The organism is Corynebacterium pilosum DSM 20521 = CIP 103422, from assembly GCF_000373805.1.
In the GTDB taxonomy this organism is placed as follows: domain Bacteria; phylum Actinomycetota; class Actinomycetes; order Mycobacteriales; family Mycobacteriaceae; genus Corynebacterium; species Corynebacterium pilosum.
The window spans coordinates 70,374-96,885 of record NZ_KB892470.1 but is presented as its reverse complement, the minus strand read 5'-3'; the positions used below and the strand labels follow the sequence as shown (position 1 = coordinate 96,885).

Sequence of the window (26,512 nt, the reverse complement as noted above, 5' to 3'; positions counted from 1 at the left end):
AGACTGTGACATTATGACTGCTTCTCAACCCGATTTGAACACGACCGCTGGAAAGCTGGCAGACCTGCGCTCCCGCCTCGAGGAGGCGCAGGCACCGCTGGGCAGCGAGGTTGTTGAATCCACCCACGCCGCCGGCAATCAGACTGCCCGCGAACGTGTGCAGGAGCTTCTCGACGAGGGCACCTTTACAGAGACCGATGCCCTGGCGCGTCACCGCGTCGAAGAGTACGGCATGGACCGCAACAAGCCTGCCACCGACGGCGTTGTCACCGGCTACGGGCAGATTGGCGGGCGCCGGGTGTGCGTGTTCTCGCAGGACCCCACCATCCTGGATGGCCGCCTCGGCGAGGTCTACGCAGAGAAAATGCTGAAGATCTACGACCTGGCCACGAAGACCGGCGTGCCCCTGATCGGGATTTACGATTCCGAGGGCCCACGCTTCCAAGAGGGCGTGGTCACCGCCGCGATGTATGCGAAGCTGCTGCGCGCTGCCACGGAGGCTTCTGGTTTGATCCCGCAGATCGCAGTCGTTGCGGGAACCACCTCTTCTATCGCGGCGCTGCAGGTGCCGCTGGCGGATATCGCCATCTTGGTCGAGGGCGCGTCGGTGCACCTGGCTGAGCCTGTCGGCGACAGCTCACTGCACTCCCAGACCACCGGCCTGGCATCTTTAATGGCCCCCACTGATAAGGATGCGATCGGCCTGGCGCGCACCGTCGCCGGCTTCCTGCCGGTGAACAACCGCGCCGACGTCCCCATCCTTGAGGCCCCCGACAACGTGGACACCTCCGCCCTGGACACATTTATGCCTGACGACGATGCCGCCACCTATGACGTGCGCGAGATCATCAAGCAGGTCACCGACGGCGATCTCCTCGAACTCAAGGCCGAGTTCGCACCTAATATCGTCACCGGTTTCGCCCACATCTCCGGCCGCGCGGTGGGCATTGTGGCAAACCAGCCCCAGTCCCAAGAAGGCCGCCTCGACGCCGCCGCCTCCGACAAGGCTGCCCGCTTCATCCGCATGTGCGACGCCTTCAACCTGCTGATTCTAAAGTTTGTGGACTCCCCCGGCTTCATCACAGCACCCGAAGAGGAAGAGGCGAACGTCGTAACGCGCGCTGCAAGCCTGGCGTATGCGTATGCCGAAGCCCAAGTGGGAATGATCACCGTGATCACGCGCAAGGCGCTGGGCGCAAGCTACGTGCTGATGGGCTCGAAGGATCTGGGCGCCGACTTGGCTTTCGCGTGGCCGACCGCTCAGATCGCGCTCGCCGATGCCACGACCGCCGCAGAACAGCTGGACACCGACGCGGAGAAGTACGCGGAGGCCAATATCAACCCCTACGTGGCGGCGGAGCGCGGCCTGATCGATGCTGTCATCGCACCGAGCGCCACCCGCGCGCAGGTCACCGAGGGCCTGCGCCTGCTGGAGCGCAAGGTGCTCCACCCCCGCCCGAAGAAGCACGGTAATATTCCGCTCTAAGGATCAAAGGAGAATTCACTTGCTGACTACACCGATGTTCAAGGTGCTCAAAGGCAACCCCAGCGACGATGAGCTGGCAGCACTGACCGCCGTGCTCACCTCCCTGCATGCGGAAGCCACGAAGGCGCCGGCACACGTGGAGCGCAACCTGTGGGGCGCGCCTGAATCCCGCCTGACGCCGCAGCAACTCTACAACCCGGCCGCGTTCAGCACGGTCACCTTTTACTAGCGGCTGCGGTCGATGGATCTTGTGAAAACCCGGGTTTTTGGCCTGTTTTAGCAAGATTTATCGACCGGCTACAATCATGCGCATGTCTCCGCGTATCGTCCTCGCCTCGCAGTCCCCGTCGCGCCGCATGATCCTCGAATCCGGCGGCGTCACCCCTCTGATCAGGCCCGCGGACATCGACGAGGACGCCCTGCTCGCCTCGCTTGCCGACGAGGACCCAGCCACCAAAGTCGCCGCCCTAGCAAAGGGGAAGGCCCAGGTAATTGCGCCCGACTACCCCAACGATGTGGTGGTGGGCTGCGATTCGATGCTGCTTCTGGAGGGGCAGCTCGTCGGCAAGCCACATACCGTGGAGCGCACCATCGAACGCTGGAAGGCGCAGCGTGGGAAGGCAGCACAGCTGCTGACTGGGCACGCGGTGTGCTACCGGGGCGAGTGGAAAGTGGACACCATCTCCACCGCCGTGCACTTCGGCGATGTCTCGGACGCCGATATCGAAGCTTACGCCGCCTCCGGCGAACCCCTGGGCTGCGCGGGCGCGTTCACCCTCGAGGCCTTGGGCAGCTGGTTCATCGACCGGATTGAAGGCGACCCTTCCTCCGTGATCGGCATCTCTCTGCCTTTGCTGCGCCGCATGCTGTATTCCTTCGGGCTGAACGCCTCCGACTTCTGGGATTAACCCTTCGTGCGCCAGGAACGAGTCGACGGCATTGATCTTGCTCGCGCCATCGCCATTTTTGGCATGTTCGTGATGCACACTTTCTTCCACCAGGATCGCGATAACTGGTTCTACCAGCTCTTTCAGGGCCGCTCCACGATCCTGTTCACGGTGCTGGCCGGGGTGTCGGTGGTGCTGATGTCGCGCACCCGCACCGCAGGCCAGTCGCTGGTGCAATTTGTGGTGCGCGGGTTGCTGCTAATCCTGCTGGGCCTGACGATCACCACGGAGCACACCGGGCCCATCGTCATCCTGACCACCTATGGCGCCCTCTACCTTGTGCTCGCTCCCCTCCTCTTCCGCGTCCCAGGATGGGCACAGGCCCTGCTCGCCGCCGTGGGCGTGTTTGTGTGCCCCTGGCTGTCTCATGTCTGGCGCGAGAGCCCGGATCCCGGCGGCGTACCCACCTGGCCTCTGCTTATCGACTACCCCTCCCGCTCCCTCGAGCTCCTGTTTTTGACAGGCGCGTTCCCTCTGCTCACCCTGGTACCGGTGTTTGTGGCGGGCATGGCTACCGGCAACGCACTGGTGAAGTGGCGCACCGCCTGGGATGGGCTGATCGGGATCGGTGGCGTGTTGGCGGCGGCCGGTTTCTGGCTTTCTTCCCTGTACCTGTCGCGCAGTGACTTTATTGAGAGGCAGGCCGCGCGGGGTACACATCTGGAGGAGTTCACGAGCATGCTTGATAGCGCGCCCGGGGTGACTCCCCTTGGCGATGCCGGCTGGCTCTGGGTCTATGTGCCGCACTCGGGTTCGATCGCGGAGCTTTTAGGGAGCATCGGCACCTCGCTGCTGGTGATTGGCCTGTGCGTTCTGTTGTGCCTTTTCCGGCCGTTTAACCTGGTCATGTACCCATTGCGCGCGGTGGGCCGCATGCCGCTGACCGTGTACACCGCCCACATCCTGTTTTTAGGGTGGCTGGCCAGCCAGGGCATGAATATCGCGTGGGTGAAATGGGCCTGGGTGAACCTTCTGGTGCCCTTGGCCTTCGCGCCGGTCTGGTTGTTGTTCTTCAAGCGCGGGCCTTTGGAGAGCGTGCAGCGCCAGATCTTGCGCCTACTCGAGCGCCCCCACCCGTAACATTCGGCCGACAAATTCGCCCTTTTCCCAAACAAAATGGCAATCTGTCGGCCAAAAGTGCCCCGAACGCCAACACAGGTACCCTGGGTGCATGGAAATTAATGACATGCTTGCCCCTCCCCCACTGCACCTCCCAGAAGACCCTGCCGCCGGTAAGGACCTGCTTGCCGACGATACGGCCTACGCCCACCCCGATTCCCCGAGCGTGTGGGCAGCCCGCGCTAAAAATGAGCTAGACAATGGCGATACCCTGGTCGCCTATGCATACGCGCGCACCGGGTACCACCGGTCCCTCGATCGCCTGCGCGCAAATGGGTGGAAAGGGTGGGGCCCGGTGCCATTTGACCACGAGCCGAACCAGGGCCCATTAAAAGCGATCGCGATGTTGGCGCTGGCCAGCAAGGCGATCGGCGACGACACCGAATATGACCGCTGCCGCGGCATGCTTTCAGACGCCGACCCTGCCTCAGTAGAAAAACTGCTCAGCTAGCGCTAAGCGTGCTGCGCTTCGACGCGCGCGATTGCTTCAGCGGCGACCTTCTCTTGGATGCCCATGTTCAGCTCTGAGGTGAAGCCGACGCAGGAGCAGTTGATTTCGCCGAGGACATAGGTGTCGCTACCGTCTTCGGCGTCATCGAGCATGAAGTCTGCGGTCCAGATCAATGGGACCACCTCATCGTCGGAAAGCTTCTCGGCGATTACCGGGCGTGCCTCCGCGAACATCTCCATCAGCTCGGGCCAGGACTCTGGCTTGTCGTAGGTGTACTTCGCGCCGGAGAACAGGGTTGCGGAGAAGGAGTCGCCACCCTCGGCTGGCTTCTTGTGAACGACGAAGACTGGGTCGTTGCCCACCAGCAGGATGCGGATCTCGCCTTCCACAATGCGCGGCAGGAAGCGCATGTCTACCAGCATGCCGTTGTCGCCGATGATGTACTGCTCGCAGAAGTGCATGAACTCGCCCAGGGTGTAGTCGTGGGTCTTGTTGTCGACGGCCTCGGTGCACTTCAGTTCGGTGTCGAGAGGCAGGGCGGTGCCTGGCTCGACGGATGCGGCCAGTTCCTTGTCTGCGAGGCGCACGCGCCAGATGCCCTGGCCGGTGGAGCCGCGGTTCTGCTTCAGCACGCGCTCGCCGTAGGACAGGGTGGTTGGGAAGGTGTTCTTGAAGTCTTCGACGGTGTAGTAGGCGGAGGTGTCGTCGGGAACAAATGGGGTGTCGGTGAGCTTGACCAGCGCGTCCTTGGCGCCGTAGGCCAGCATGTCGCTTGGGGTGGACATGCCGACGAGGCCTGCGTCGGAAAGCTTGGTCAGCAGATCCAGGTAGCCCTTTTCGCCGCCTGGGACGTTTCCTGGGTTGACGCGGGAGATGTATGCGTCGAAGTTTTCGGAGACGTTCTTGAAGGTCTCCTCTGCGGTATCGGGGTGGTAGTAGATGACCTCGGAGTGCCAGCCGGCGTCCTTGATCGCGTTGACGATGGGCATGGTGTCTTTGCGGTGGCCGTCGTCCCCTTTATCGGAGCCGCCCTCTACCTCAAATACGACGATTGCTTTCTTCACAGGAAACCTCCTCATACAGGTGTTACATGGGTTTTAAGGGGGTGCGGCGACCAAGCCGGGTCAGGTCACGTCTCAACGGGTCACCTCACAGAAAATTTTATTATTTGGCGTTATTTTCCGCCTTTCAAGAACGCGTTTAGTAACGCAAAACACAGCCCGCCTGTTTAACCGCTTCAGGCCACGCCACAGCCCTCCCGCAAGTGCCACACCCGTCACACACGCCCCCGCTCATGCCCAAAGATCACTTCAAGCGGGTATCGTTGCGCAATGAACTAAAAATATCTCAAGGAGTTAGGTCTTCATGGCCATTGAATTTGATTCGAACCCCGCGTACGCGAAGTTCGCGCACCCGGAGCGTGTGGTGTCCGCTTCGTGGTTGTCCGCCCGCCTTGGCACGCCCGGTTTGCGCGTTGTCGAGTCTGATGAGGATGCTTTCCTTTATGACATCGGCCATATCCCCGGCGCGGTGCGCATTGAGTGGGACAAGGACCTGAACGATCCGGTCACGCGCGATTTCATCGACGGCGAGCAGTTTGCCCAGCTCATGAGCGATCGCGGCATCTCCCGCGACGACACTGTGGTGATTTATGGCGATCAGTCCAACTGGTGGGCGTCCTATACCTACTGGGTGTTTGAGCTTTTCGGCCACCCGGACGTGCGCCTGCTCGACGGCGGCCGCGACGCCTGGATGGGTGAGGAACGCGACACCTCTTTCGCCGTGCCCGAGCTGCCCGCTACCGATTACCCCGTCGTGGAGCGTAACGACGAGGCCATCCGTGCGCTTGTCGACGACCTCAAGACGGCTGACACCACCAAGGACCTGGCACTCGTAGATGTGCGCAGCTCCAAAGAGTTCGCCGGCGCCACGGAGATTAGCGGCACTGAGAACTTCCCCGGCGCACTGCGCACGGGCCACATCCCTGGCGCGGTGAATATTGCGTGGGGCGATGCGGTGTATCCAAATGCCCGCTTTAAGTCCTATGAGGAAATCGCGGAGGCCTATAAGGATCTGGATCCGAAGCAGGACACCGTGGTGTACTGCCATCTGGGCGATCGCAGTGCCCATTCCTGGTTTGTTCTGAAATATATTCTGGGTTTTGAGTCCGTGAAGAATTATGACGGTGGCTGGGTTGAGTGGGGCAACATGGTGAGGATGCCGATTGCCCGCGGTGATGCAGCTGCTAGCGACACGCCGCGATCGTCGTAACGCGCAGGCGGAAATCGCCGATACACTGACTGATTTCCCCTACAAAAAAATTAAAAGTACCCTTGATCCATCACAACATGACGGATTACTCACGTTTGGTGTGTAACAATGGTGCGTATTAAGCGTTCACATCAGGAGGACTAGTTTAAGTGGCAACTGACAAAAAGATCACGAAGGTCTTGGTCGCCAACCGCGGCGAGATCGCCGTGCGCGTATTCCGCGCGGCCAAGGATGCGGGAATCGGCTCTGTGGCCGTCTATGCGGAGCCGGATGCAGATTCGGTATTCGTGGAGCTTGCCGACGAGGCGTTCGCTCTTGGTGGCTCTACCCCGGCGGAATCGTACCTGGACATGGACAAGATCTTGGATGCTGCTGAGCGCTCGGGCGCGGACGCTATCCACCCTGGTTATGGCTTCCTCGCAGAAAACGATGAGTTCGCGCGCCGCGTGATCGATGCCGGCCTGATCTGGATCGGACCTTCCCCTGAGTCCATTGCCGCGCTTGGCGATAAGGTCACGGCACGCCACATCGCGGAGAAGGCAGACGCACCAATGGCTCCGGGCACCAAGGATCCTGTTGCGAATGCCGATGAGGTCGTCGCTTTTGCTGACGAGCACGGCCTGCCCATCGCGATCAAGGCCGCCTACGGTGGCGGCGGGCGCGGCATGAAGGTCGCGTACACCCGCGAGGAAATCCCGGAGCTCTTCGAGTCTGCCACCCGTGAGGCCACCGCAGCATTTGGCCGCGGCGAGTGCTTCGTGGAGCGCTACCTGGATAAGGCCCGCCACGTGGAGGCCCAGGTGCTTGCGGACCAGCACGGCAACGTAGTGGTCATGGGTACCCGCGACTGCTCCCTGCAGCGCCGCTTCCAGAAGCTGGTGGAGGAAGCCCCTGCCCCATTCCTCACTGATGAGCAGCGCACCACCATCCATGAGTCCGCGAAGCGCATCTGCAAGGAGGCTGGCTACTACGGCGCCGGCACCGTGGAGTACCTCGTCGCCGCTGACGGCCTCGTGTCCTTCCTTGAGGTGAACACGCGCCTGCAGGTGGAGCACCCCGTCACCGAGGAGACCACCGGCTATGACTTGGTGCGTGAGCAGTTCCGCATCGCTGAGGGCGAGAAGTTGCGTTTCGACGAGGACCCCACCCCGCGCGGCCACTCTTTCGAGTTCCGCATTAATGGTGAGGATGCTGGTTCCAACTTCATGCCGGCCCCTGGCACTGTCACCGAGTACAAGGAGCCTTCCGGCCCTGGCGTGCGTGTGGATTCCGGCATGCGCGCTGGTGCTGCGATTTCGGGCCAGTTCGATTCCATGGTGGCCAAGCTCATCGTCACTGGTGAGGACCGTCAGCAGGCGCTGGAGCGTTCGGCCCGCGCGCTGGACGAGTTCGTCGTCGAGGGCCTGCCTACCGTGATTCCTTTCCACAAGGAGATCGTGAAGCACCCTGCGTTCGTCGGTGATGACGAGGGCTTCGAGGTCTACACCAAGTGGATCGAGGAGGAATGGGACAACACCATCGAGCCTTATGTCGATCCAGCTGATCTTCCTGAAGAGGATGAGAACGAGCCGAACAAGAAGTTCGTCGTCGAGGTCGCTGGCCGCCGCATTGAGGTTGCGCTGCCTTCGTCGTTGGCTTTCGCCGGCGCGGGGCAGGCGCCGAGGAAGAAGCGCAAGCGCCGTGGTTCCGGCGCTGGTAAGGCCGCTGCCTCTGGCGATGCCGTGGCAGCTCCGATGCAGGGCACCGTGATCAAGGTCAACGTTGAGGAGGGCCAGGAGGTCGCTGAGGGCGATGTCGTGGTCGTGCTTGAGGCGATGAAGATGGAAAACCCGGTGAAGGCGCACAAGTCTGGCACGGTCACCGGCCTGGCCGTGGAGGCTGGCGGTCAGGTGAATAAGGCTGCAGTGCTGATGGAGATCAAGTAATTCTCTAATTGGCGGCCCGCTGTGGGCGAGCGTAACGTGGGGCGTATGGATTTTTCGATACGCCCCGCTTCGGTTTCTGACCGCACCTATATCGCCCGCCTATTCTTCCTCACGGACGTCTTCGGCGATGAAACGAAGCCCGTCAGTGAATTCCATACCCGCGATCTCCCCGGCTACGTCGATGACTGGGACCCAGAGCGCGATGGCGGTTTCATGGCGTTTGACCAGTTCAGCGTGCCTGCCGGCGGTATCTGGCTGCGCTACTGGTCCGGCCCTGATGCAGCAGGCTGGGCCAACCTTGGTCCGGACATCCCCGAGTTGGCTGTTGCTGTTGAGTCGCGCTATGCGGGCCAGGGCCTGTCGCGCAGGCTTCTCGACGACGCCGTGGCCCTTGCCCGCTCGCAGGGTGCGCCTGCTATCTCGCTGAGTGTGGATAAAGACAACCCGCGCGCCCGCCACGTGTATGAGAAGTACGGCTTCGAGGTCGTCCCAAGCATCGAGGGTGCGATGCAGCTGAAGTTCTAGCGGCACTCTTGAAACGGCGAAGGCCCGCCTAAGTATTCACTACTCAGGCGGGCTTTTCCGTACCCCTAGGAGATGACGACCACGAGGTCGCCGCCTTCCACAGCGGTTGGCTGGGTGAATGCGAGGCGTTCCACGGTGCCGTCGATCGTCGCGGAGATGGTTGCTTCCATCTTCATCGCTTCGATCGTTGCCACTGGGTCGCCGGCCTTGACTTCCTGGCCTTCCTCCACGGTAACGGTCACGGCACCAGCGAATGGTGCTGCGACCTGACCCTTGTTGGATGGGTCTGCCTTTTCCACGTCGGCGACGGTGGACTCGGCATTGTGGTCGCGGACCTTGAGTGGGCGGATCTGTCCGTTGACGGTGAGCACCACCTGGCGCATGCCCTTCTCGTCCGGCTCGCCGACCGCGTCGAGGCGTACCACCAGCGGTGGGGTGTCGCTGCCTGGGTCGCCGTAGACTGCCAGTTCTTCGCGGCCTTCCTCTAGCCCGTAGAAGAAGAGGCGGTCGGACAGGGCATCGGTGTAGCCGTAGGTGCGCAGGTGCTCCTTGTACTCTTCGTACTGCTTCGGGAAGAGCAGCTGGTCCAGGGCCGCGCGGCGGACCTTGTGGTCCTCAGACTCCAGGTCCTTCGCCAAATCCTCGGGCACCTCGACGATGTGCTGTTCACCTTCGCCACGGCCTGCCAGCGCCTTCTCACGCAGCAGTGGCCAGCCCCCGGGAGGGGTGCCCAGCTCGCCGCGCAGGAAGCCGATCACGGAATCCGGGATGTCGAACTTCTGCGGATCCTCCGCGAACTCCTTCGGATCCACGTTGGCGCCCACCAGGTGCAGGGCAAGGTCGCCGACCACCTTGGAGGATGGGGTGACCTTGGTGGGTCGACCCAGCATCTCGTTGACGGCAGCGTAGTAGTCCTCGATGAGCTCGAAGCGGTCCTCTAGGCCCAGCGCCTTTGCCTGGGTGCGCAGGTTGGACAGCTGGCCACCGGGGATCTCGTGGTGGTACACGCGGCCGGTAGGTCCTGGGATGCCGGACTCGAATGGGGAGTAAATCTGGCGCACGGTCTCCCAGTATGGCTCCAGATCGAAGACGGACTTCAGGGAGATGCCGGTGTCGCGCTCCGTGTTCTCGAAGGCTGCGACCAGCGCGGACATCGATGGCTGCGAGGTCGTTCCAGCCAGCGGCGCGGAGGCGACATCCACGGCATCGGCACCCGCCTCGGCGGCCGCCAGGTAGGTGGCCAGCTGGCCACCAGCGGTGTCGTGGGTGTGCACGTGCACCGGCAGCTCGAACTCCTTGCGCAGGGCGGTGACCAGGCGGCGCGCTGCCTCTGGGCGCAGCAGGCCAGCCATGTCCTTGATCGCCAGGATGTGAGCACCCGTGTCGACGATCTCCTCCGCCAGCTTCAGGTAGTAATCCAGCGTGTAGAGGTCCTCGTTCGGGTCCATCAGGTTGCCGGAGTACGCCATTGCTACCTCAGCAACGGTGGTGCCGGTCTCCAGGACGGCGTCGATTGCTGGGCGCATCTGGGAGACGTCGTTAAGTGCATCGAAAATGCGGAAGATGTCGATGCCGGAGGATGCCGCTTCCTTCACGAACGCGCGGGTCACGCTTTCTGGGTACGGGGTGTAGCCCACGGTGTTGCGGCCGCGCAGCAACATCTGGATGTTCACGTTCGGCACTGCCTCGCGCAGGATGTCCAGGCGGTCCCACGGGTTCTCGTGCAGGAAGCGCATGGCCACGTCGTAGGTCGCGCCACCCCAAGCCTCGATGGAAAGCAGTTCAGGGGTCAGGTAGCCTACGTGCTTCGCACCGGCGAACAGGGTCTTGGTGCGCAGGCGCGTAGCCAGCAGGGACTGGTGCGCGTCACGGAACGTGGTCTCAGTAACCGCCAGGGCCTTCTGGTTGCGCAGCTTCTCCGCAAACTTCTTCGGGCCCAGCTCCAGCAGGTCGTCGCGGGAGCCGCGCGGGACGGAATCGTACTCCCACTTCGGTAGCTTCTCCGGTGCGCGCACACTGGTTGGGCGCTCGCCGTTGGGCTTGTTCACGGTGACTTCTGCCAGGTAGTTCAGGATCCGGCTGGACTTATCCAGCGCCGGTGGCGCCTCCAGCAGGTGGATGTGTTCACCAATGAAGCCGGTGGAGATGCGCTTGGTCTGGAAATCGGCCTCTGCCAGCAGTGCGCGCAGGAAACCAATATTCGTCGATACTCCGGAAACAGAGAACTCGTTCAGCGCGCGCTGGGCACGGGCCACGGCCTGCTCAAAGTCGGCGCCGCGGCAGGTCATCTTCACCAGCAGGGAGTCAAAGTTCGGGGTGATTTCGGTACCCACGGTTACGGAACCGTCCAGGCGCACGCCCGCGCCACCTGGGCTGCGGTAGCCCGTGATCACGCCGGAGTCCGGGCGGAAGCCGTTGTTCGGGTCCTCGGTGGTGATACGGCACTGCAGGGCCGCGCCGGTGAGCTTAATGTTCTCCTGGGCCAGGTCCAGGTCTGCCAGGGAAGCGCCCGCGGCGATGTGCATCTGAGATTTCACGATGTCCACACCGGTGACCTCCTCGGTCACGGTGTGTTCCACCTGCACGCGCGGGTTCATCTCGATAAACACGTGGTTGCCCTGCTCATCGACGAGGAACTCCACGGTACCGGCGCCCTCGTAGTTGATGTGCTCGCAGAACTTCACGGCGTCGGCGCAGATCTGGTCGCGCAGTTCTTCGTCGATATGCTGCGCAGGCGCGATCTCCACGACCTTCTGGTGACGACGCTGCAGGGAGCAGTCGCGCTCAAAGAGGTGAATAACGTTGCCCTGGGAGTCCGCGAGGATCTGCACCTCAATGTGCTGCGGATTAATCACGGCCTGCTCGATGTACACGTTCGCGTCACCGAAAGCGGCCTCTGCCTCGCGCGACGCCTCCGTGGCGAGCTTTTCGACGTCCTCCTGCTTCTCAATGAAGCGCATGCCGCGGCCACCACCACCGGCCACTGCCTTGACGAACACAGGGAACTGGAAGTCCTTCGCCCACTCGGCCAGCTGCTTCGGGTCGGTGGATGGCTCGGAGTCACGCAGAATGGGCAGGCCCGCCTCTTCAGCGGCGCGCACAGCGGCGGCCTTATCGCCGGTCAGGTCCAGGGTTTCGGCGGTGGGGCCGATGAACTTAATGCCATTGTCCTTGCAGGCGCGGGCCAGGTCGGCGCGCTCGGACATGAAACCATAACCCGGGTAGACGGCGTCCGCACCGGTCTTCTTCGCGGCGCGCAGAATCTCGTCGATATCTAGGTAGGCCTTAACGGGCTGGCCTTCTTCGCCGATCTTGATCGCTTCGTCCGCGAACGGACGGTGGAAAGAATTGCGGTCCTCGATCGGGTACACAGCGACGGTCTGTGCCCCTGTTTCGAACGCGGCGCGGAAGGCGCGCACGGCAATTTCACCACGGTTCGCCACAAGAATTTTCTTGAATGATGGCAAATTATTGTCCACTGTGTGGGTGTCCTTTCCCTGCAAAATTAGTGCTCGTCCAAGTCTAGCGGGCGCATAGCGAACCTGGGGTGAGGTAGCACTTATTCTGGCCCTATATAGGGTTAAATAACTTTTATGCGCAAATGCGTCCCACCTCTCATTTTCGGCGCCGCTAGCGCAGGAGAAAACCGCATTTATGAGGAATAACGGCACCCATGGCCTAAACTGTTGTGCTGACACAGTTGTCTCTTTGACTGAAAGGCACATCGAAGGCATGGACGCTCGTTTGGTAGTTCGCCGCTCGCCGGATTTCCGCAATGAAGAGGCCGCGGTTCGCGCGAGCCTGAACAATCTCGAGGGGGTCCAGCTGGATTCCGTCGCCGTGATCAACGTGTACGACGTGTTCGGCGCTACCCAGGCCGATCTTGAGGCCCTGCGCCACTCCGTCGTTGCTGATGAGCGTGTCGACGAGATCTTGACTGACGCTCAATTAGAGGACCTTCTTTCCGACGAGCGCCACGCTTCCCTCGCCGTGCAGCCCCTGCCCGGCCAGTACGATCAGCGCGCCGACGCCGCCGAGCAAGCCCTACGCCTCCTCGAGCCCGCCACCACCGCCTCGATCTATTCGGCCGTGCTCTACGTCTTTGAAGGCGCCACGGACCTCTCCCCAATCCGCGATTTCCTGATCAACCCCGTCGAATCGGGCGAGAAGGACATGTCCGTCCTGCACGAGCCTGAAATGGGCGAGATTGAACCGCTGCGCACGTACCCGGACTTCTTATCGCTTGACGACGAGGGCCTGACCGCTTTGCTGGCCGACAATGGCATGGCGATGAACCTTGCCGATCTCAAGGTGGTCCAACAGTACTTCCAAGCCGAGGGCCGCACCCCCACCCAGGTGGAACTGTCCACCCTGGATACGTACTGGTCGGATCACTGCCGCCACACCACGTTCAACACTGAGCTGACCTCAATTGAGGTGGCCGAGCCCCGTTTCGGCGAGCAGCTCACCCGCGCCTTGGCCCGCTACAATGAGCTGCGCGAGGCCAACGACCGCACCCACAAGCCACGCAGCCTGATGGACATGGGCACCATCATGGGCCGCGAGCTGCGCCGCACTGGCGTGATGGATGACCAGGAGGTCTCCGAGGAGATCAACGCGTGCTCGGTCTATGTCGACGTGGATAACGCCGACGGCCAGTACCTGCTGATGTTCAAGAACGAAACCCACAACCACCCCACCGAGATCGAGCCTTTCGGCGGCGCATCCACCTGCTTGGGTGGCGCGATCCGCGATCCCCTGTCTGGCCGTTCGTGGGTATACCAGGCGATGCGCCTGTCCGGTTCCGGCGACATCAATACTCCGCGCGCTGAGACCCTGCCGGGCAAACTGCCCCAGGCTGATATTTCGACCCGCGCGGCGGAAGGTTATTCGTCGTACGGCAACCAGATCGGCCTGGCCACCACGGGTGTGCGCGAATTTAATCACCCGGGCTATGTGGCCAAGCGCATGGAGCTAGGCGCGGTCGTTGCGGCCGCCCCGGTAGAGAACGTGAAGCGGCTGGAGCCTGAGGCAGGCGACGTGGTGATCATCCTTGGTGGCCGCACCGGCCGCGATGGCGTGGGCGGCGCGACCGGCTCTTCCAAGGCGCACGACGAGGACTCCGTGGCACGTTCCGGCGCCGAGGTGCAGAAGGGCAACCCGGTCAACGAGCGCAAGATCCAGCGACTGTTCCGCCGCCCTGAGGTCGCGCAGTCCATTGTGCGCTGTAATGACTTCGGCGCCGGTGGCGTGTCGGTGGCGGTCGGCGAGTTGGCGGATTCGATCGATATCCACTTGGACCGCGTGCCACTGAAGTACGCCGGGTTGAACGCCCGCGAGATCGCGATCTCGGAATCCCAGGAGCGCATGGCGGTCGTCGTGAAGCACGAGGATGCTGAGGCCTTCATTAAGGCTGCCGCCGAGGAAAACCTCGAGGCCGTGCAGCTGGCGGAGATCACCGACACCGGCCGCCTGCGCATGTTCATGGGCGATGAGGTTGTGCTGGACATGTCACGCGAGTTCATCGACACCAACGGCGCCGACCGTTCCCAGTCCGTCAAGCTGGTCGCCGCTTCGTCGACACCCGCCCCGCGCCCCTCCACCGTGCTTGATGCGCTGCGTCGCTACGGCTCGCAGGAGGGCATGATCGAGCAGTTCGACGCCACCGTCGGCCGCTCCACCGTGCTGATGCCTTATGGCGGACGCACGCAGAAGACCGACGAAATCGCGTCCGTACAGACCCTGCCTGTGCCCGGCGGCACCTCTACCGCGTCGGTCATGGCGTACGGTTTTTCGCCTTCGCTTGCCGACGATTCCCCGTACCTGATGGGTGCCTATTCCGTGGTGGAAGCACTCGCTCGCATGGCTGCTGTGGGCGCGAACCCGGCCGATGCGTGGCTGAGTGTGCAGGAGTACTTCCAGCGCCTGGACCAGGATCCGGAACTGTGGGGCGAAGTCACCCAGGCGCTGCTGGGTCTGCTGGAGGCGCAGGACGCTTTCCAGGTCGCGGCTATTGGTGGCAAGGACTCCATGAGTGGCACCTACGGGGATGACCTGCACGTTCCGCCGACCCTGGTGACTTTCGCCGTGGGAGTGATGGATTCTGGCAATGTGCGCCCCGCAGCCATCCCCGCCGGCGAGCACGACATCTACCTTGTGGAGCACACCCCGCTGAAGTCCGGCGAGCCGAACTACCAGCAGCTGGTGGAAAACTTCGCCGCCGTGGTTGGTGCTGATGTTGCTGCGGCGTCCGTTGTCACCGAGGCCGGTCTGGGCCACGCCCTGGTCAACATGGCTGTGGGCAATGAGTTGGGTGTGGAACTGGACGGTTCGGTTACCGATCCAGCGATCGGCTCTGTACTCATGGCAGTTGAGCCTGGCACGCAGGCGCCTGGTACGAAGATCGGCACCACGAACACCGCTGGCGAGTTCACCTTCGGTTCCGAAAACTTCACACTGGCCCAGGCTCTGGAGGCGCTGGAGTCCGAGTACCGCGACGTCTTCCCGCTGAACGAGGACTTCAACACCGACGATGCGGCCGAGCCACTCCCCTCCTTCGCGACCGAGCTCAAGGCAGGGTCGGTCGTCGAAAAGCGATCTTCTGCAGCGAGCGAAGTTCATGTTTTATTGCCGGTATTCCCGGGCACAAACTCCGAATATGACATGGCCGAGGCTTTTGAGGCCGCGGGCGCGACCACCGAGTTCCACCTGATCCGCAACCTCACCCCGCAGATGCTTGCCGACGACACCGCCGCGTTCATCGCGAAGCTGGACGATGCGCAGATCCTCGCCTTCTCCGGTGGGTTCTCGCTGGGTGATGAGCCGGACGGGTCTGCCAAGTTCATCGCCGCCTTCCTGCGCTCCCCAGAGGTGGCGGAAGCGGTGAAGGCGTTCGTGGCGCGCGAGGGCCTGGTGCTGGGTATCTGTAATGGGTTCCAGGCGCTGGTCAAGTCCGGGTTCCTGCCGTACGGCGATCCGGCGAAGCTGTCCGCGGACTCCCCGACCCTGACCCACAACCGTCAGCTGCGCCACGTCTCCCGTATCTCGACGACGCGGGTCACCTCTGTCGCTTCGCCGTGGCTGTCCAGCTTTGAGCCTGGTCAGCAGCACCTGATGCCGGTGTCGCACGGTGAGGGCCGCTTCGTGGTCAGTGAGGACGATGCCCGCGCCCTGTTCGATGCTGGCCAGGTGGCTCTCCAGTACGTGGATGAGTCTGGCGAGCCGACGATGGTGGCGCCCGACAACCCGAACGGTTCCTCCTACGCGATCGAGGGCATCATCTCTGCCGACGGCCGCATCCTGGGCAAGATGGGCCACCCGGAGCGCTTCCGCGATGGGCTGATGCGCAATATCCCGGGCATCGGCGAGCAGGCGATCTTCGAAAACGCGGTGAACTGGGTGCGCGGGGAAGGTCGCTAAGAGGTTCGTGTACTAGCTGGTCAGAAGCCCTACTGCACGTTTGGTCACCCTCTTTCCAAACTGTCGAAGCTGAACTGTTGGATTAGGGCGGTTTTGGCCGTCCGGGGCAGCAAAACGTCCCTGTTCCAACATTCCTGTTCCAGCAGTTTGCGGTGTAGGCGGGCACAACACCCCAAAAACCCGCGGCCGTACACTATCGCTGAGTGTGTGGCCGCGGGTTTTTGCTAACTCTACTGCTTAGCCTTCGGGTGGTGGCGCTCATCTGGTCCGTTGTACGCGGACAGTGGGCGGATCAGGGAGTTGTTCTCGTACTGCTCGATGATGTGGGCAGCCCAACCGGTGATGCGGCTCATCACGAACAGCGGGGTGAAGAACGGGATGTCGAAGCCCATGATGTAGTAAGACGGCCCTGCTGGGAAGTCCAGGTTGGGGCGGATGTTGATGGAGGTGTTTTCGTACATGGTCTCGGCCATGATGTCGTACATCTCCACCCACTTTTCGGAGCCCTCGTGCTCGCTGGCGAGCTTCTTGAAGGCGGCTTCCATCGTCGGCACGCGCGAGTCACCCTTCTTGTACACGCGGTGGCCGAAGCCCATGACCAGGTCCTTGTTGGCCAGTTTGTCCTTGCACCACTGCTCGGCCTTGGCTGGGTCGCCGACTTCGATCATGTTGTGCATGACGGCCTCGTTGGCACCGCCGTGCAGTGGGCCCTTGAGAGCGCCGATGGCGCCGGTGATGGCGGACCATGGGTCGGACTGGGTGGAGGTGATCACGCGGGCGGTGAAGGTGGAGGCGTTGAAGGAGTGCTCCGCGTAGAGGATCATGGACTTTTCGAAGCACTCGACGTCGCCCGGCTTGTTCACTGGGGAGTCGGGGCCGTCGCCGAAGACCATCCAGAGGAAGTTTTCGGTGTAGGAGCGGGCTGGGTCTGGCTTGATGTAGCCTTCGCCACGGCGGCGGCGAATGTCCAGGGCGACGATCGTCGGCAGCTTAGCCAGCAGGGAGCGGGCGATGCGCTTGATGTGGTCGGTGTCCTTGGTGAAGTGCTCTGGGTCCTGGGTGCCAAGGTAGGCGACGGCGCCGCGCAGGACGTCCATGGGGTGGCAGTCGGTGGGCATGGACATGATCATGTCGATGGTGCCCTGGTCCAGTTCGCGGTTGTTCCAGCACACTTCGCGGAATTCCTGCATCTGCTCTTCGTTGGGCAGTTCGCCCCTCCATAGCAGGTAGGCGACTTCTTCGAAGGTGCAGTGTTCGGCGAGTTCTTGTACTGGGTAGCCGCGGTAGAGCAGCGAGTTGGTCTCTGGGTTGACCTTGGACACTGCGGTGTAGTCTGCGACGACGCCGACGAGGCCTTTGCGGATGTCTTGCTCAGTCATGATGCTTCCTTTGGGGGTTTAGTTATCGAAGGTGGGCTTGTAGGTGTCTAGCGAGTAGGTGAAAACTTGCTGGTCGAAGGCGTTATAGTCTTCGTATTTCACCAGTTCGTAGAGGCGGGAGCGGTGCTGCATGCGGTCGAGCCAGTTGGCGTTGGTTCCGGTGGCGGCCACGTCGCGGAGGAATTCTTCGGTGGCGCCCATGGCCACGCGCAGGGTGGAGACGGGCCAGATCACAGCGTTGTAGCCGATGTCTTCGAGGGTTTGGGCGCTGAGCAGTTCGGTTTTGCCGAATTCGGTCATGTTGGCCAGCAGCGGGACGTCGACCGCGGCGCGGAATTTCTCGAAGTCCGCCGGTGTGTACAGGGCTTCGGTGAAGATGAGGTCTGCGCCGGCGTCGGCGTAGGCTTTGGCGCGTTCGATGGCGTTGTCGATGCCTTCGATGCCGGCGGCGTCGGTGCGGGCGCAGATGACGAAGTTCTCGTCGCGGCGCTCGTTGACTGCGGCGGTGATGCGGCGCACCATCAGGTCTTGTGGCACGACTTCCTTGCCGTCGAGGTGCCCGCAGCGCTTGGGGTTGACTTGGTCTTCGAGGTGGAAGCCGGCGATGCCTGCGTCTTCGAATTCGGAGATGGTGCGGGCAGCGCTCATGGGTTCGCCGAAGCCGGTGTCGGCGTCGACAAGCACGGGCAGGTTGGTGGCGCGCGCGATCTGGCGGGAGCGTCCGGCGACTTCGGTCAGGGTGGTCAGGCCGATATCGGGAAGCCCCAGGTCATTGGCCAGCACTGCGCCGGAGACGTAGACGCCGTTGAAGCCGCCGATGTCTTCGATCAGGCGCGCGGTCAGCGGGTTGAAGGCGCCGGGGAGTGTGGTGATTTCGCTTGAGTTCAGCGATTCGCGCAGTGCTTTACGACGATCGGTTGCGGTTGTTTCAGAGCTGAACATTAAAAGATGCCTCCTGGGATCTCCGGTGCTGCCTCGAGGGTCTCTGGGGTGACGACGATGTTGAGCTCGCCCAGGTCAGTGAGGTTCTCCAGGTCCTGCACGGCGGCGAAGAATCGCTCCTGCTCTTCCTCTGCGACCAGGCCCTTGGCCAGGGTGCGGAACTTGTTGATGTACTGCTCGCGGGCAAAGGGACGGGCGCCGAATGGGTGGGCGTCTGCCACGGCCATCTCGTCTTCAACCACGGTGCCGTCTTTAAAGGTGATCACCGCGCGTGCGCCGAAGGCCTTCTCGTTCGGGTCGTGGGAGTGGTAGCGGCGGGTCCACTCTTCGTCTTCCACAGTGGAGACCTTGTGCCACAGCTCCACGGTTTCTGGGCGGCCGGCGCGCTCTGGGGTGTAGGAATCCACGTGGTGCCAGGTGCCGTCCTCCAGTGCCACGGCGAACATGTACATGATGGAGTGGTCCAGGGTTTCGCGCGATGCCTTCGGGTCCATCTTCTGCGGGTCGTTCGCACCGGTACCGATCACGTAGTGGGTGTGGTGGGAGGTGTGCAGCACGATGGATTCGATGTCGGCGGTGTTCAGGCCCTTGTCTTCGAGGGTCTGCTTCATGCGGCGCGCCAGGTCAATCGGTGCCTGCGCCTGGTATTCGGCGGAGTGTTCCTTGGTGTAGGTCTCTAAGATGGCGCGCTTTTCCTCACCGTCGCCTGGAAGTGGGACGGTGTAGGTGCGCTCTGGGGAGTGCAGCATCCAGGCGATGAAGCCGTCTTCGCCTTCCCAGATCGGGGCGGGTGCGCCTTCGCCGCGCATGGCACGGTCGACGGCTTCGATGGCCATCTTGCCTGCGAATGCGGGGGCGGAGGCCTTCCAGGAGGAGATCAGGCCCTTGCGGGACTGGCGGGTTGCGGTGGTGGTGTGTAGCGCCTGGCCCACGGCCTGGTAGATGGTGTCCACGTCCAGGTCCAGCATGGTGCCGATGCCCGCCGCAGCCGATGGGCCGAGGTGCGCCACGTGGTCGATCTTCCATTCGTGCAGGCAGATCCCCTTGACCAGGTTCACCTGGATTTCGTAGCCGGTGGCGATGCCGCGGATCAGGGCCTTGCCGTCGAGGCCCTTGTGCTGTGCCACGGCCAGGATCGGCGGGATGTTGTCGCCCGGGTGGGAGTAGTCGGCAGCGAGGAAGGTGTCGTGGAAGTCCAGCTCACGCACCGCGGTGCCGTTGGCGAAAGCGGCCCACTCAGCGGAGTAGGTGCCGTCAACGCCGAAGACCTTCGCGCCGCCTTCGGTGACGGGGTGTGCTTCGGCCATGGTGCGCGCGGTGGAAACGGGGCGGCGCGGGACGGAGGCGACGGCGACGGCCGCGTTGTCGATGATGCGGTTGATGATCATGTCGACGGTGTCAGCGGGCACCTCGACCGGGTCGGCGGCAACCTTGGCTACTTTGTAGGCGAGGTGCTCTTCGATGGGGAAATCTTCTGCGGACTTGTGAGTGCGAACTTCGTGGTTGATCATGCTCGTCACTCTACGCCCCAGAATGTGTGCCAGGTCACGGTGAAGTGTGTATATTTGTGTGGCATGACTTTGTAAAATTTGTGTAACTTGTGAAATCTGCTGGTCACGCGAAGATCGAGGAGGGCAAGGACGTTGAGCAAGCACTACGCGGGGGCACGGATCCGCACGCTAAGGCGCCACCACGAACTCACCCAAGTGGAGATGGCCAACCAGTTGGGCATCTCCACCAGCTACCTCAACCAGCTGGAAAACGATCAGCGCCCACTCACCGTTACGGTATTGCTCCAGCTCACCGAGTCTTTCGACGTGCAGGCCAGCTATTTTTCTAGCGAGCATGACCTGCGCACGATCAACGAGCTGGCAGAGGTTCTGCCCGGTATCCCCACCGATGAGCTCGCCGATTTCGCCGCCCGCTTCCCCGATATCGCCAACTCCATTCCCGACCTCTCGTCGTCACGCACCGAACCCAACCCCTACCAGCTGGTCCGCGACTTCTTCTACGACGCCAACAACTACTTCAATGAGCTGGACCTGGCCGCCGAGAAGCTTGCCGATTGGGCCGGCGTCCGCCAAATGCGCCTCACCCGGCTGGCCACCGCTCTGGACAATAATCACGGAGTGACCGTGCGCTTCAACCAGCACGATCAACGCCCCCGCCGCGCCTTCCACCCCGAAACCCGCGAGCTTCACCTGCGCGGCGGCATCACTGAGGCCCAGCTGTGTTTTCAGCTGGCGTTGCAGTACGGATTGCTGGATCAGGGCACGGTTATCGACGAGCTGGTCGCAGACTTACCTGCTGAAGCCGCGAGGAAGGTGGCGCGCCTTGGCCTGGCGCAGTACTACGCGGCGGCGGTGACCATGCCCTATGGCAAGTTCTTGGCGCGTGCGGAGGAGACGCGTTATGACATCGATCTGCTGGGCGCCCATTTTGGCACCAGTTTTGAGTCCACTTGCCAGCGGCTATCGACCCTGCAGCGGCCGGGGTCGCGTTCTGTGCCGTTCTTCTTCATCCGGACTGACCGTGCTGGCAATATTTCGAAGCGGCAATCGTCGGGTTCTTTCCACTTTTCGCGCAGTGGCGGTTCGTGCCCGTTGTGGGTGGTGCACCGCGCTTTTGAGACCCCGAATCGTGTGACGCGCCAGGTGGCTAGCATGCCGGATGGGCGCAGCTACTTGTGGATCGCGAAGATGGTGCAGGGCCCGGTCCAACCTTTTGGGACCCCGGCAAAGGAGTTCGCCGTGGGCCTGGGGTGTGATCTGGATCAGGCGCACCGGCTGGTCTATGCCGACCAGTTGAATCTCTCCCCCACCGCCGCGGTCCCGATCGGCCCGGGGTGCGCCGCGTGCGTGCGCGATAATTGTGCACAGCGCGCTTTCCCTTATGAGGGCCGGCCAGTGGCGGTGGACCTGAACTCCACGACGGAGTTGGCCTATCGCACCGTCAACGACTAGCCCAGCTCTAATCCAAGTCGTCCTTGCTGACGAGGCGACGGGCGGCCTCGGTGATGGAGCCGGACAGGGATGGGTAGACGGCCATGGAGTCTGCCAGCTGCACCGCGGTGAGGTTATTGGCCACGGCGATGGTGAGTGAGAGGATCAGCTCGGAGGCGGTTGGCGCCACGATCACGCCACCGACAATCTGGCCGGAGCCCTTCCGGGCGAAGATCTTCACGAAGCCGTTGCTCAGGGAGCGCATGCGGGCGCGCGGGTTGGTTGCCAGGTCCATCTTGACGATGTCCGCGTCCACCTCACCGTTGCGAATCTGCTGCTCCGTCACGCCGACGGCGGCGATCTCTGGGCGGGTGAACACGGCGTTGCCCACGGTCTTCAGGCGGATCGGGGTCACGCCCTCGCCGAGTGCGTGGTAGATGGCCACGCGCCCCTGCATCGCAGCCACGGATGCCAGGGGGTGCAGGTTAGAGCAGTCGCCAGCGGCGTAGATGCCGGAAATATTAGTGCGCGACACACGGTCGACCTTGATGTGGCCGGAGTTTTCCGCTTCCACGCCCGCTGCCTCTAGGTTGAGGTCCGCGGTATTCGGAATGGAGCCGATGGACATGATGCAGTGGGAGCCGGTGATCTCACGGCCATCGGTGGTCTTAACGATGACTCCGTCACCAGTGTTCGTCACCGCTTCGACACGGGCGTGCTTTTCCAGGGTGACACCGCGGGCTGCCAGCACGTTTTCCAGCACGTCGGCGGCGTCGGCATCGTCGTGAGGCAGGATGCGGTCGCGCGAAGCAACCATGGTCACCTTCACGCCAAGCTCGGCGAAAGCGGAGACGAATTCGGCACCAGTCACACCCGAACCGACGACCACGACGTGCTCTGGCATCTCGATCACATCGTAGACCTGCTGCCAGGTCAGGATGCGGCGGCCGTCCGGCTTCGCGCCATCCAGCTCACGCGGGGAGGCGCCGGTACACAGCAGCACCATGTCGAACTGGCGCACCTCCTCTTCACCAGAGGAATGCTTGATCCGCACGGAGTGGGTGGTGTGGCCGGATTGATCGTCGTCAAAGCTGCCATAGCCGTCGATGATCTCCACGCCAGCGCGCTTGATCTGGTTGTGGATATCGCGCGACTGTTCGGAAGCCATCGCTAGCACACGGTTATTCAGCGCGGTCAGTGATAGGTGCGCCCGGCCCAAATTGTGGTTGAGGCCCATATCGTCGGCGCGGCGCAGGTCAGTCTTGATATTTGCGCCAGAGATGAAGCTTTTCGACGGCACTACGTCCTTAAGCACTCCCGAACCACCAAGGCCTTGGGTCTCAATGATGGTGATCTCTGCGTCGTACTGGGTCGCGGTCAATGCTGCTTCATAACCGGCAGGACCGCCACCGATGATCGCGATTTTCTTGCGCTGATTTGGCACGGGGTGTGTAGCTCCTCTTTCAGTGTTCAGTTCCACGCCTAGCTTAGCTACTAGTTCAAGAAGTCGCCGTCAAATTCCCCCGGCTCCCCCACCTTCTCGCTGAAGCGCTCAACGACGGAACCGAATAGCTGCACGCCCACATCGATAGAGCGCTCGTCGACGACGAGATTGCCCTGGTGCAGGTCTTGCCGGTCACCCTCACCGGACCAGCACCCCAGGCGCGCCATGGAGCCCGGGACGTGTTCGAGGTACCAGGAGAAGTCTTCACCCCCCGACGATTGGGGTGCGTCGACCACCCCCTGTGGATCGATTGCGCGGCCGGCGTCGGCAAGTAAAGCGGTGGCGACGTCGTCGTTAAGCACCGGCGGAACCCCACGGAAATAATCGATCTCGAAGGTGCAGCCGGTCGGGGCGACGATGGATGCGACCATCTCGTTGAAGATCGGTTCGATCGTGCGCCACGTACCGATATCGGAGGTGCGCAGCGTGCCACGGACCTTGCCGGACTGCGGGATCGCGTTCGGGGCGTAGCCGGATTCGACCTGGCCGAACACCAACACGGTGCCGGTGCGCGGGTCGATGCGACGCGACAACAGGGCGGGAAGCTGGGTAATCAGAGAGCCCAACGCGTAGACGACATCGGAGGTCAGGTGCGGGCGCGACGAGTGCCCACCGGACCCGAACACGTTGATCTCCACCACGTCCGATGCCGACGTGATCGCACCAGTGCGCACGCCCACCTTGCCCACGCGCAGCTTCGGCTCCGCGTGCAGGGCGAAGATGGACCCCACCCCTTCGAGGGCACCCCAACGGATGACATCGGAGGCCCCGCCGGTCATTACTTCCTCAGCTGGCTGGAAGATCACGCGCACCCCATGGGGCAGGTCGATCGTCGATAAGGCGCAGGCCAAGGCGAGGGCGACGGTCGTGTGCACGTCGTGGCCGCACGCGTGGGAGACGCCGGCGCGTATCGACGAAAACTCCAGGCCGGTCACCTCATGGATGGGCAGCGCATCGATGTCGGCGCGAAAAGCAAGCCGGTCGCCACCTTCGGGGCCGATGTCGACGTACAGGCCGGTGCCGGGAAATAGGACAGGCTCGAGGCCGTGTTCGTGCAGGATCTCCGCGATGAAATCGGTGGTGCCGTGTTCCTGATTCGACAGCTCGGGGTGTGAGTGGATGTGGCGGCGCCACGAAATGACCGTGTCCCGGTTGGTGTAGAACCAGTCCCGCACGTCTGCCGCGATGCCTCTTGAAGACACTGAGGTCTCACTCCCTACCATTTGTGAAAAGGTTATGGGTAGAGAGTCTACAACTAGACCAAGCGGTACGGTCAGTCACCCCCGAGCAGGCCACGAAAAGGGTCTAACGCCTGCCAGTCATCCTCCAGATCGTCCGGACACACCGCCTCCACCTCCCGATCCACCGCGGGCAGCAGGGCGGACGGCGGGACCTGCAGACCCAAAGCCAGGCGGTAAAGAGTGGACAAGGTGGGGTCCGCGCTCCTCTGGCTGTTGTAGTGGTTGCGCTCCAAATTGGAAATCAGAGTGCGCGACACCCCCGATACCTCCGACAACCGCAGTTGCGTCATGCCACGTTGCAGCCGCAGGCGCTTGAGCCTTTCGGACAAGCTGTAGCCGTAGCTGGCCCAATGGTGATCCATCAAGACATGTGACATGTTCATCCCCCGCAGTTAAGGGCGCCCCTGAGCGCTATTTGTAACTTTCCTAAAATTATCCTAAGGGAAAATTTCAGCTTTGTCTTCGTTTCTGCGGGAAATAGGGGGTGTCAGAGGTCGATATTGCGCGGACCGTACAGCCGGTCACCCGCATCGCCCAAGCCAGGCACGATATACGCATCCTCGTCCAGGCTGGGGTCGATCACGGCGGTCACCAAACGCACCGGCAGATTGGAGTCCCGCAACTTATCCACACCGGGCTGCGCAGACACCATGCACACGCACGTGATGTCATCCGCCCCGCGGTCAACCAGCAGCTGAATGGCGTGGATCAAAGAACCCCCGGTAGCCAGCATCGGGTCCACGAGGAAGACGGGCTGGCCGGAGAGATCGTCGGGAAGCGCCTCGAGGTACGGCACCGGCTCGTGAGTTTCCTCGTCGCGGGCCATGCCGATGAAGCCCACCTGGGCATCGGGGATCATCGAGAGTGCTGGGTCGATCATGCCCAGACCTGCACGGATGATGGGAACGATGATGGGCGGGGTTTTAAGGCGGGTGCCCTCAGCGACATCCACCGGTGTCTGGCAGTCAAAGTGTTCCACTTCGAGGTCACGCGATGCCTCGTAGATCAGCATGCTGCCTAGATCCGCCAGCGCTGAGCGGAATCCGGCGTTGTTCGTGCGCGCATCGCGCATGATGGTCAGGCGGGATGAGGTAAGGGGGTGATCAACCACAGTAATGTCCATAGCCCCCATGCTAGAACTAATTCCGAAAAGGACGGAACCGGAAGCGGGTTTTCACAGTCTAAGTAGGTATGACTCGAAACAATGACCACACTTTCACCGTTGACCCCGAAATCCTTCGCCCCTTAATCAGTGCCGTCCGCGAGGACGCCCACGGTTTGCAGACCATCGGCGATGTACTACTTCCCAACACCCGCTTTTGCCACGCCTTGACCGCAGCACTTGCGCGTTACGACGATGCCTCCGCCGCTCTCTTCAACGAAGCCAACTCTGTCGCGGAATCCGTGGAGACGATGATCTCCGATGCCTTCAACGCCGATGCGGACATCGCCGCCGGGTTTGAAAGGACGCTGGCATGATTGACATCACCGGGCCCGTCCAGGCCATCGCTTCGCGAATCCCACAGCAGTTCACCCCTCCCCTGATCAGTAGGGTTCCGCAGTTTGATGCGGTCGCCCAGCTGGCGGAGCTTACCGACGGGGACCCCGCCAACTTCTTCCGCAGGCTCGACGAACTTGCCGACGATGGCGCCACCATCGAATCCACCGCCGCCCACGCATTGGTGCTGACCGGCCTGTGCGCCATGGACCTGTGGAATATTGCCCAAGAGTTTATCCGCGAAGCCACACTCAAAGCACCCCTGATCCCGACCTCTCCCGCCGTGGCGATCCAGCTGACTTTGTACGGCGTGGAATGCGTCACCCGCGCAGCTGTACGGGTGGAGCGCTGGGAGAAAGAACTGGAGCCTCTCGCAGAGCGCCTAGAGGAACGCGCGGCGGCGCCTGTGGAGGAGCACACCAATACCTATGTTTCCCCAGAGACCACTCCCGCGGCCGCCACTCTCGCCCCGCCGGCCGAGCCCTCCCCAGTCACGGGCGATAACGCGGCGGGCAAGGCTGCCGTGGCGGCTGCGAAAAGCCAGATCGGCACCCCTTATGTGTGGGGCGGGAGCCAGCCTGGCGGTTTCGACTGCTCCGGGTTGACGTCGTGGGCGTATGGCCAGGCCGGGGTGGAGATTCCGCGCACGGCAGAAAACCAGGCGGTGGGCCAGCAGGTTGCCTACGAAGATCTTCAAGAGGGTGACCTGGTGGTGTGGGATGGGCACGTGGCCATGTACGCGGGTGACGGGATGATGGTGGAAGCCGGAGATCCAGTGGGGATGAGCCCGGTGCGCACAAATAATCTGGGCATGGCTTTCAAGGGGTTCTGGCGACCAACGGCATAGCATTCGGTAAAGTCGG

The 26,512-nt window shown here is 62.5% G+C and carries 21 protein-coding genes; 12 read left to right on the top strand and 9 right to left on the bottom strand.

What is annotated here, in order from left to right; translation table 11 throughout:
* Window positions 1-13: 13 nt before the first annotated feature.
* The 5 genes from B097_RS0111155 to B097_RS0111135 all read left to right on the top strand — a co-directional run bounded on the left by B097_RS0111155 (window position 14) and on the right by B097_RS0111135 (window position 4,003).
* A complete protein-coding gene (locus tag B097_RS0111155; protein ID WP_018582612.1) occupies window positions 14-1,486 on the top strand; it encodes an acyl-CoA carboxylase subunit beta in 1,473 nt (490 codons plus the stop codon).
* 19 nt (window positions 1,487-1,505) lie between these two features.
* Complete coding sequence (locus B097_RS0111150) at window positions 1,506-1,715, top strand: acyl-CoA carboxylase subunit epsilon (protein WP_394281405.1); 210 nt, start codon at window positions 1,506-1,508, stop codon at window positions 1,713-1,715.
* Between the two features lie 76 nt (window positions 1,716-1,791).
* Window positions 1,792-2,394, top strand: coding sequence for a Maf family protein (locus B097_RS0111145; RefSeq protein ID WP_018582610.1), 603 nt, complete (start codon window positions 1,792-1,794; stop codon window positions 2,392-2,394).
* A 6-nt stretch (window positions 2,395-2,400) separates the two neighbouring features.
* Entirely contained in the window at window positions 2,401-3,513 is a 1,113-nt protein-coding gene (locus tag B097_RS0111140) for a DUF418 domain-containing protein (protein ID WP_018582609.1), read from the top strand.
* A gap of 91 nt (window positions 3,514-3,604) precedes the next feature.
* Entirely contained in the window at window positions 3,605-4,003 is a 399-nt protein-coding gene (locus B097_RS0111135; protein ID WP_018582608.1) for a DUF3151 domain-containing protein, read from the top strand.
* A 2-nt stretch (window positions 4,004-4,005) separates the two neighbouring features.
* Here B097_RS0111135 and B097_RS0111130 read toward each other — a convergent pair whose 3' ends face one another.
* Complete coding sequence (locus B097_RS0111130; RefSeq protein ID WP_018582607.1) at window positions 4,006-5,067, bottom strand: Cj0069 family protein; 1,062 nt, start codon at window positions 5,065-5,067, stop codon at window positions 4,006-4,008.
* A gap of 301 nt (window positions 5,068-5,368) precedes the next feature.
* Between B097_RS0111130 and B097_RS0111125 the strand changes: the two genes are divergently transcribed.
* From B097_RS0111125 to B097_RS0111115, 3 genes are all read left to right on the top strand, one after another.
* Complete coding sequence (locus B097_RS0111125; protein WP_018582606.1) at window positions 5,369-6,274, top strand: sulfurtransferase; 906 nt, start codon at window positions 5,369-5,371, stop codon at window positions 6,272-6,274.
* A gap of 149 nt (window positions 6,275-6,423) precedes the next feature.
* A complete protein-coding gene (locus B097_RS0111120; RefSeq protein ID WP_018582605.1) occupies window positions 6,424-8,199 on the top strand; it encodes an acetyl/propionyl/methylcrotonyl-CoA carboxylase subunit alpha in 1,776 nt (591 codons plus the stop codon).
* 45 nt (window positions 8,200-8,244) lie between these two features.
* Window positions 8,245-8,724, top strand: a complete 480-nt coding sequence (locus B097_RS0111115; protein ID WP_040429628.1) for a GNAT family N-acetyltransferase — start codon at window positions 8,245-8,247, stop codon at window positions 8,722-8,724.
* A 65-nt stretch (window positions 8,725-8,789) separates the two neighbouring features.
* Here the strand turns inward: B097_RS0111115 and B097_RS0111110 are convergent, their stop codons facing one another.
* A complete protein-coding gene (locus B097_RS0111110) occupies window positions 8,790-12,203 on the bottom strand; it encodes a pyruvate carboxylase (protein ID WP_018582603.1) in 3,414 nt (1,137 codons plus the stop codon).
* Between the two features lie 253 nt (window positions 12,204-12,456).
* Between B097_RS0111110 and B097_RS0111105 the strand changes: the two genes are divergently transcribed.
* A complete protein-coding gene (locus tag B097_RS0111105; protein WP_018582602.1) occupies window positions 12,457-16,143 on the top strand; it encodes a phosphoribosylformylglycinamidine synthase in 3,687 nt (1,228 codons plus the stop codon).
* Window positions 16,144-16,373: 230 nt separating this feature from the next.
* Here the strand turns inward: B097_RS0111105 and B097_RS0111100 are convergent, their stop codons facing one another.
* The 3 genes from B097_RS0111100 to prpD are packed head-to-tail and all read right to left on the bottom strand — an operon-like array spanning window position 16,374 to window position 19,975.
* Window positions 16,374-17,522: a bifunctional 2-methylcitrate synthase/citrate synthase gene (locus tag B097_RS0111100; protein WP_018582601.1), complete on the bottom strand. Its 1,149-nt coding sequence runs from the start codon at window positions 17,520-17,522 to the stop codon at window positions 16,374-16,376.
* Window positions 17,523-17,540: 18 nt separating this feature from the next.
* The gene (gene prpB, locus B097_RS0111095; protein ID WP_018582600.1) at window positions 17,541-18,464 is read right to left on the bottom strand and encodes a methylisocitrate lyase; all 924 of its coding nucleotides are present in this window, start codon (window positions 18,462-18,464) and stop codon (window positions 17,541-17,543) included.
* Entirely contained in the window at window positions 18,464-19,975 is a 1,512-nt protein-coding gene (prpD, locus tag B097_RS0111090; protein WP_018582599.1) for a 2-methylcitrate dehydratase PrpD, read from the bottom strand. Before prpD ends, prpB begins: the two co-directional genes overlap by 1 nt.
* Before the next feature lie 132 nt (window positions 19,976-20,107).
* On the opposite strand from prpD, the gene B097_RS0111085 reads away from it, so the two are divergent.
* Complete coding sequence (locus B097_RS0111085) at window positions 20,108-21,427, top strand: short-chain fatty acyl-CoA regulator family protein (protein ID WP_026254486.1); 1,320 nt, start codon at window positions 20,108-20,110, stop codon at window positions 21,425-21,427.
* Window positions 21,428-21,434: 7 nt separating this feature from the next.
* On the opposite strand, the gene B097_RS0111080 is transcribed toward B097_RS0111085, so the two are convergent.
* The 4 genes from B097_RS0111080 to upp all read right to left on the bottom strand — a co-directional run bounded on the left by B097_RS0111080 (window position 21,435) and on the right by upp (window position 25,274).
* Window positions 21,435-22,850, bottom strand: coding sequence for an NAD(P)H-quinone dehydrogenase (locus tag B097_RS0111080; RefSeq protein WP_018582597.1), 1,416 nt, complete (start codon window positions 22,848-22,850; stop codon window positions 21,435-21,437).
* A 50-nt stretch (window positions 22,851-22,900) separates the two neighbouring features.
* The gene (locus B097_RS0111075) at window positions 22,901-24,112 is read right to left on the bottom strand and encodes an amidohydrolase (protein ID WP_237559349.1); all 1,212 of its coding nucleotides are present in this window, start codon (window positions 24,110-24,112) and stop codon (window positions 22,901-22,903) included.
* Window positions 24,113-24,183: 71 nt separating this feature from the next.
* Complete coding sequence (locus B097_RS12960; RefSeq protein WP_081618062.1) at window positions 24,184-24,528, bottom strand: helix-turn-helix domain-containing protein; 345 nt, start codon at window positions 24,526-24,528, stop codon at window positions 24,184-24,186.
* A gap of 110 nt (window positions 24,529-24,638) precedes the next feature.
* Window positions 24,639-25,274, bottom strand: a complete 636-nt coding sequence (upp, locus tag B097_RS0111065; protein ID WP_018582594.1) for a uracil phosphoribosyltransferase — start codon at window positions 25,272-25,274, stop codon at window positions 24,639-24,641.
* Window positions 25,275-25,342: 68 nt separating this feature from the next.
* Between upp and B097_RS0111060 the strand changes: the two genes are divergently transcribed.
* Together B097_RS0111060 and B097_RS13375 are read left to right on the top strand one after the other, a co-directional pair.
* Complete coding sequence (locus B097_RS0111060) at window positions 25,343-25,630, top strand: hypothetical protein (RefSeq protein ID WP_018582593.1); 288 nt, start codon at window positions 25,343-25,345, stop codon at window positions 25,628-25,630.
* Window positions 25,627-26,496: a C40 family peptidase gene (locus B097_RS13375; RefSeq protein ID WP_018582592.1), complete on the top strand. Its 870-nt coding sequence runs from the start codon at window positions 25,627-25,629 to the stop codon at window positions 26,494-26,496. Before B097_RS0111060 ends, B097_RS13375 begins: the two co-directional genes overlap by 4 nt.
* Window positions 26,497-26,512: the final 16 nt, after the last annotated feature.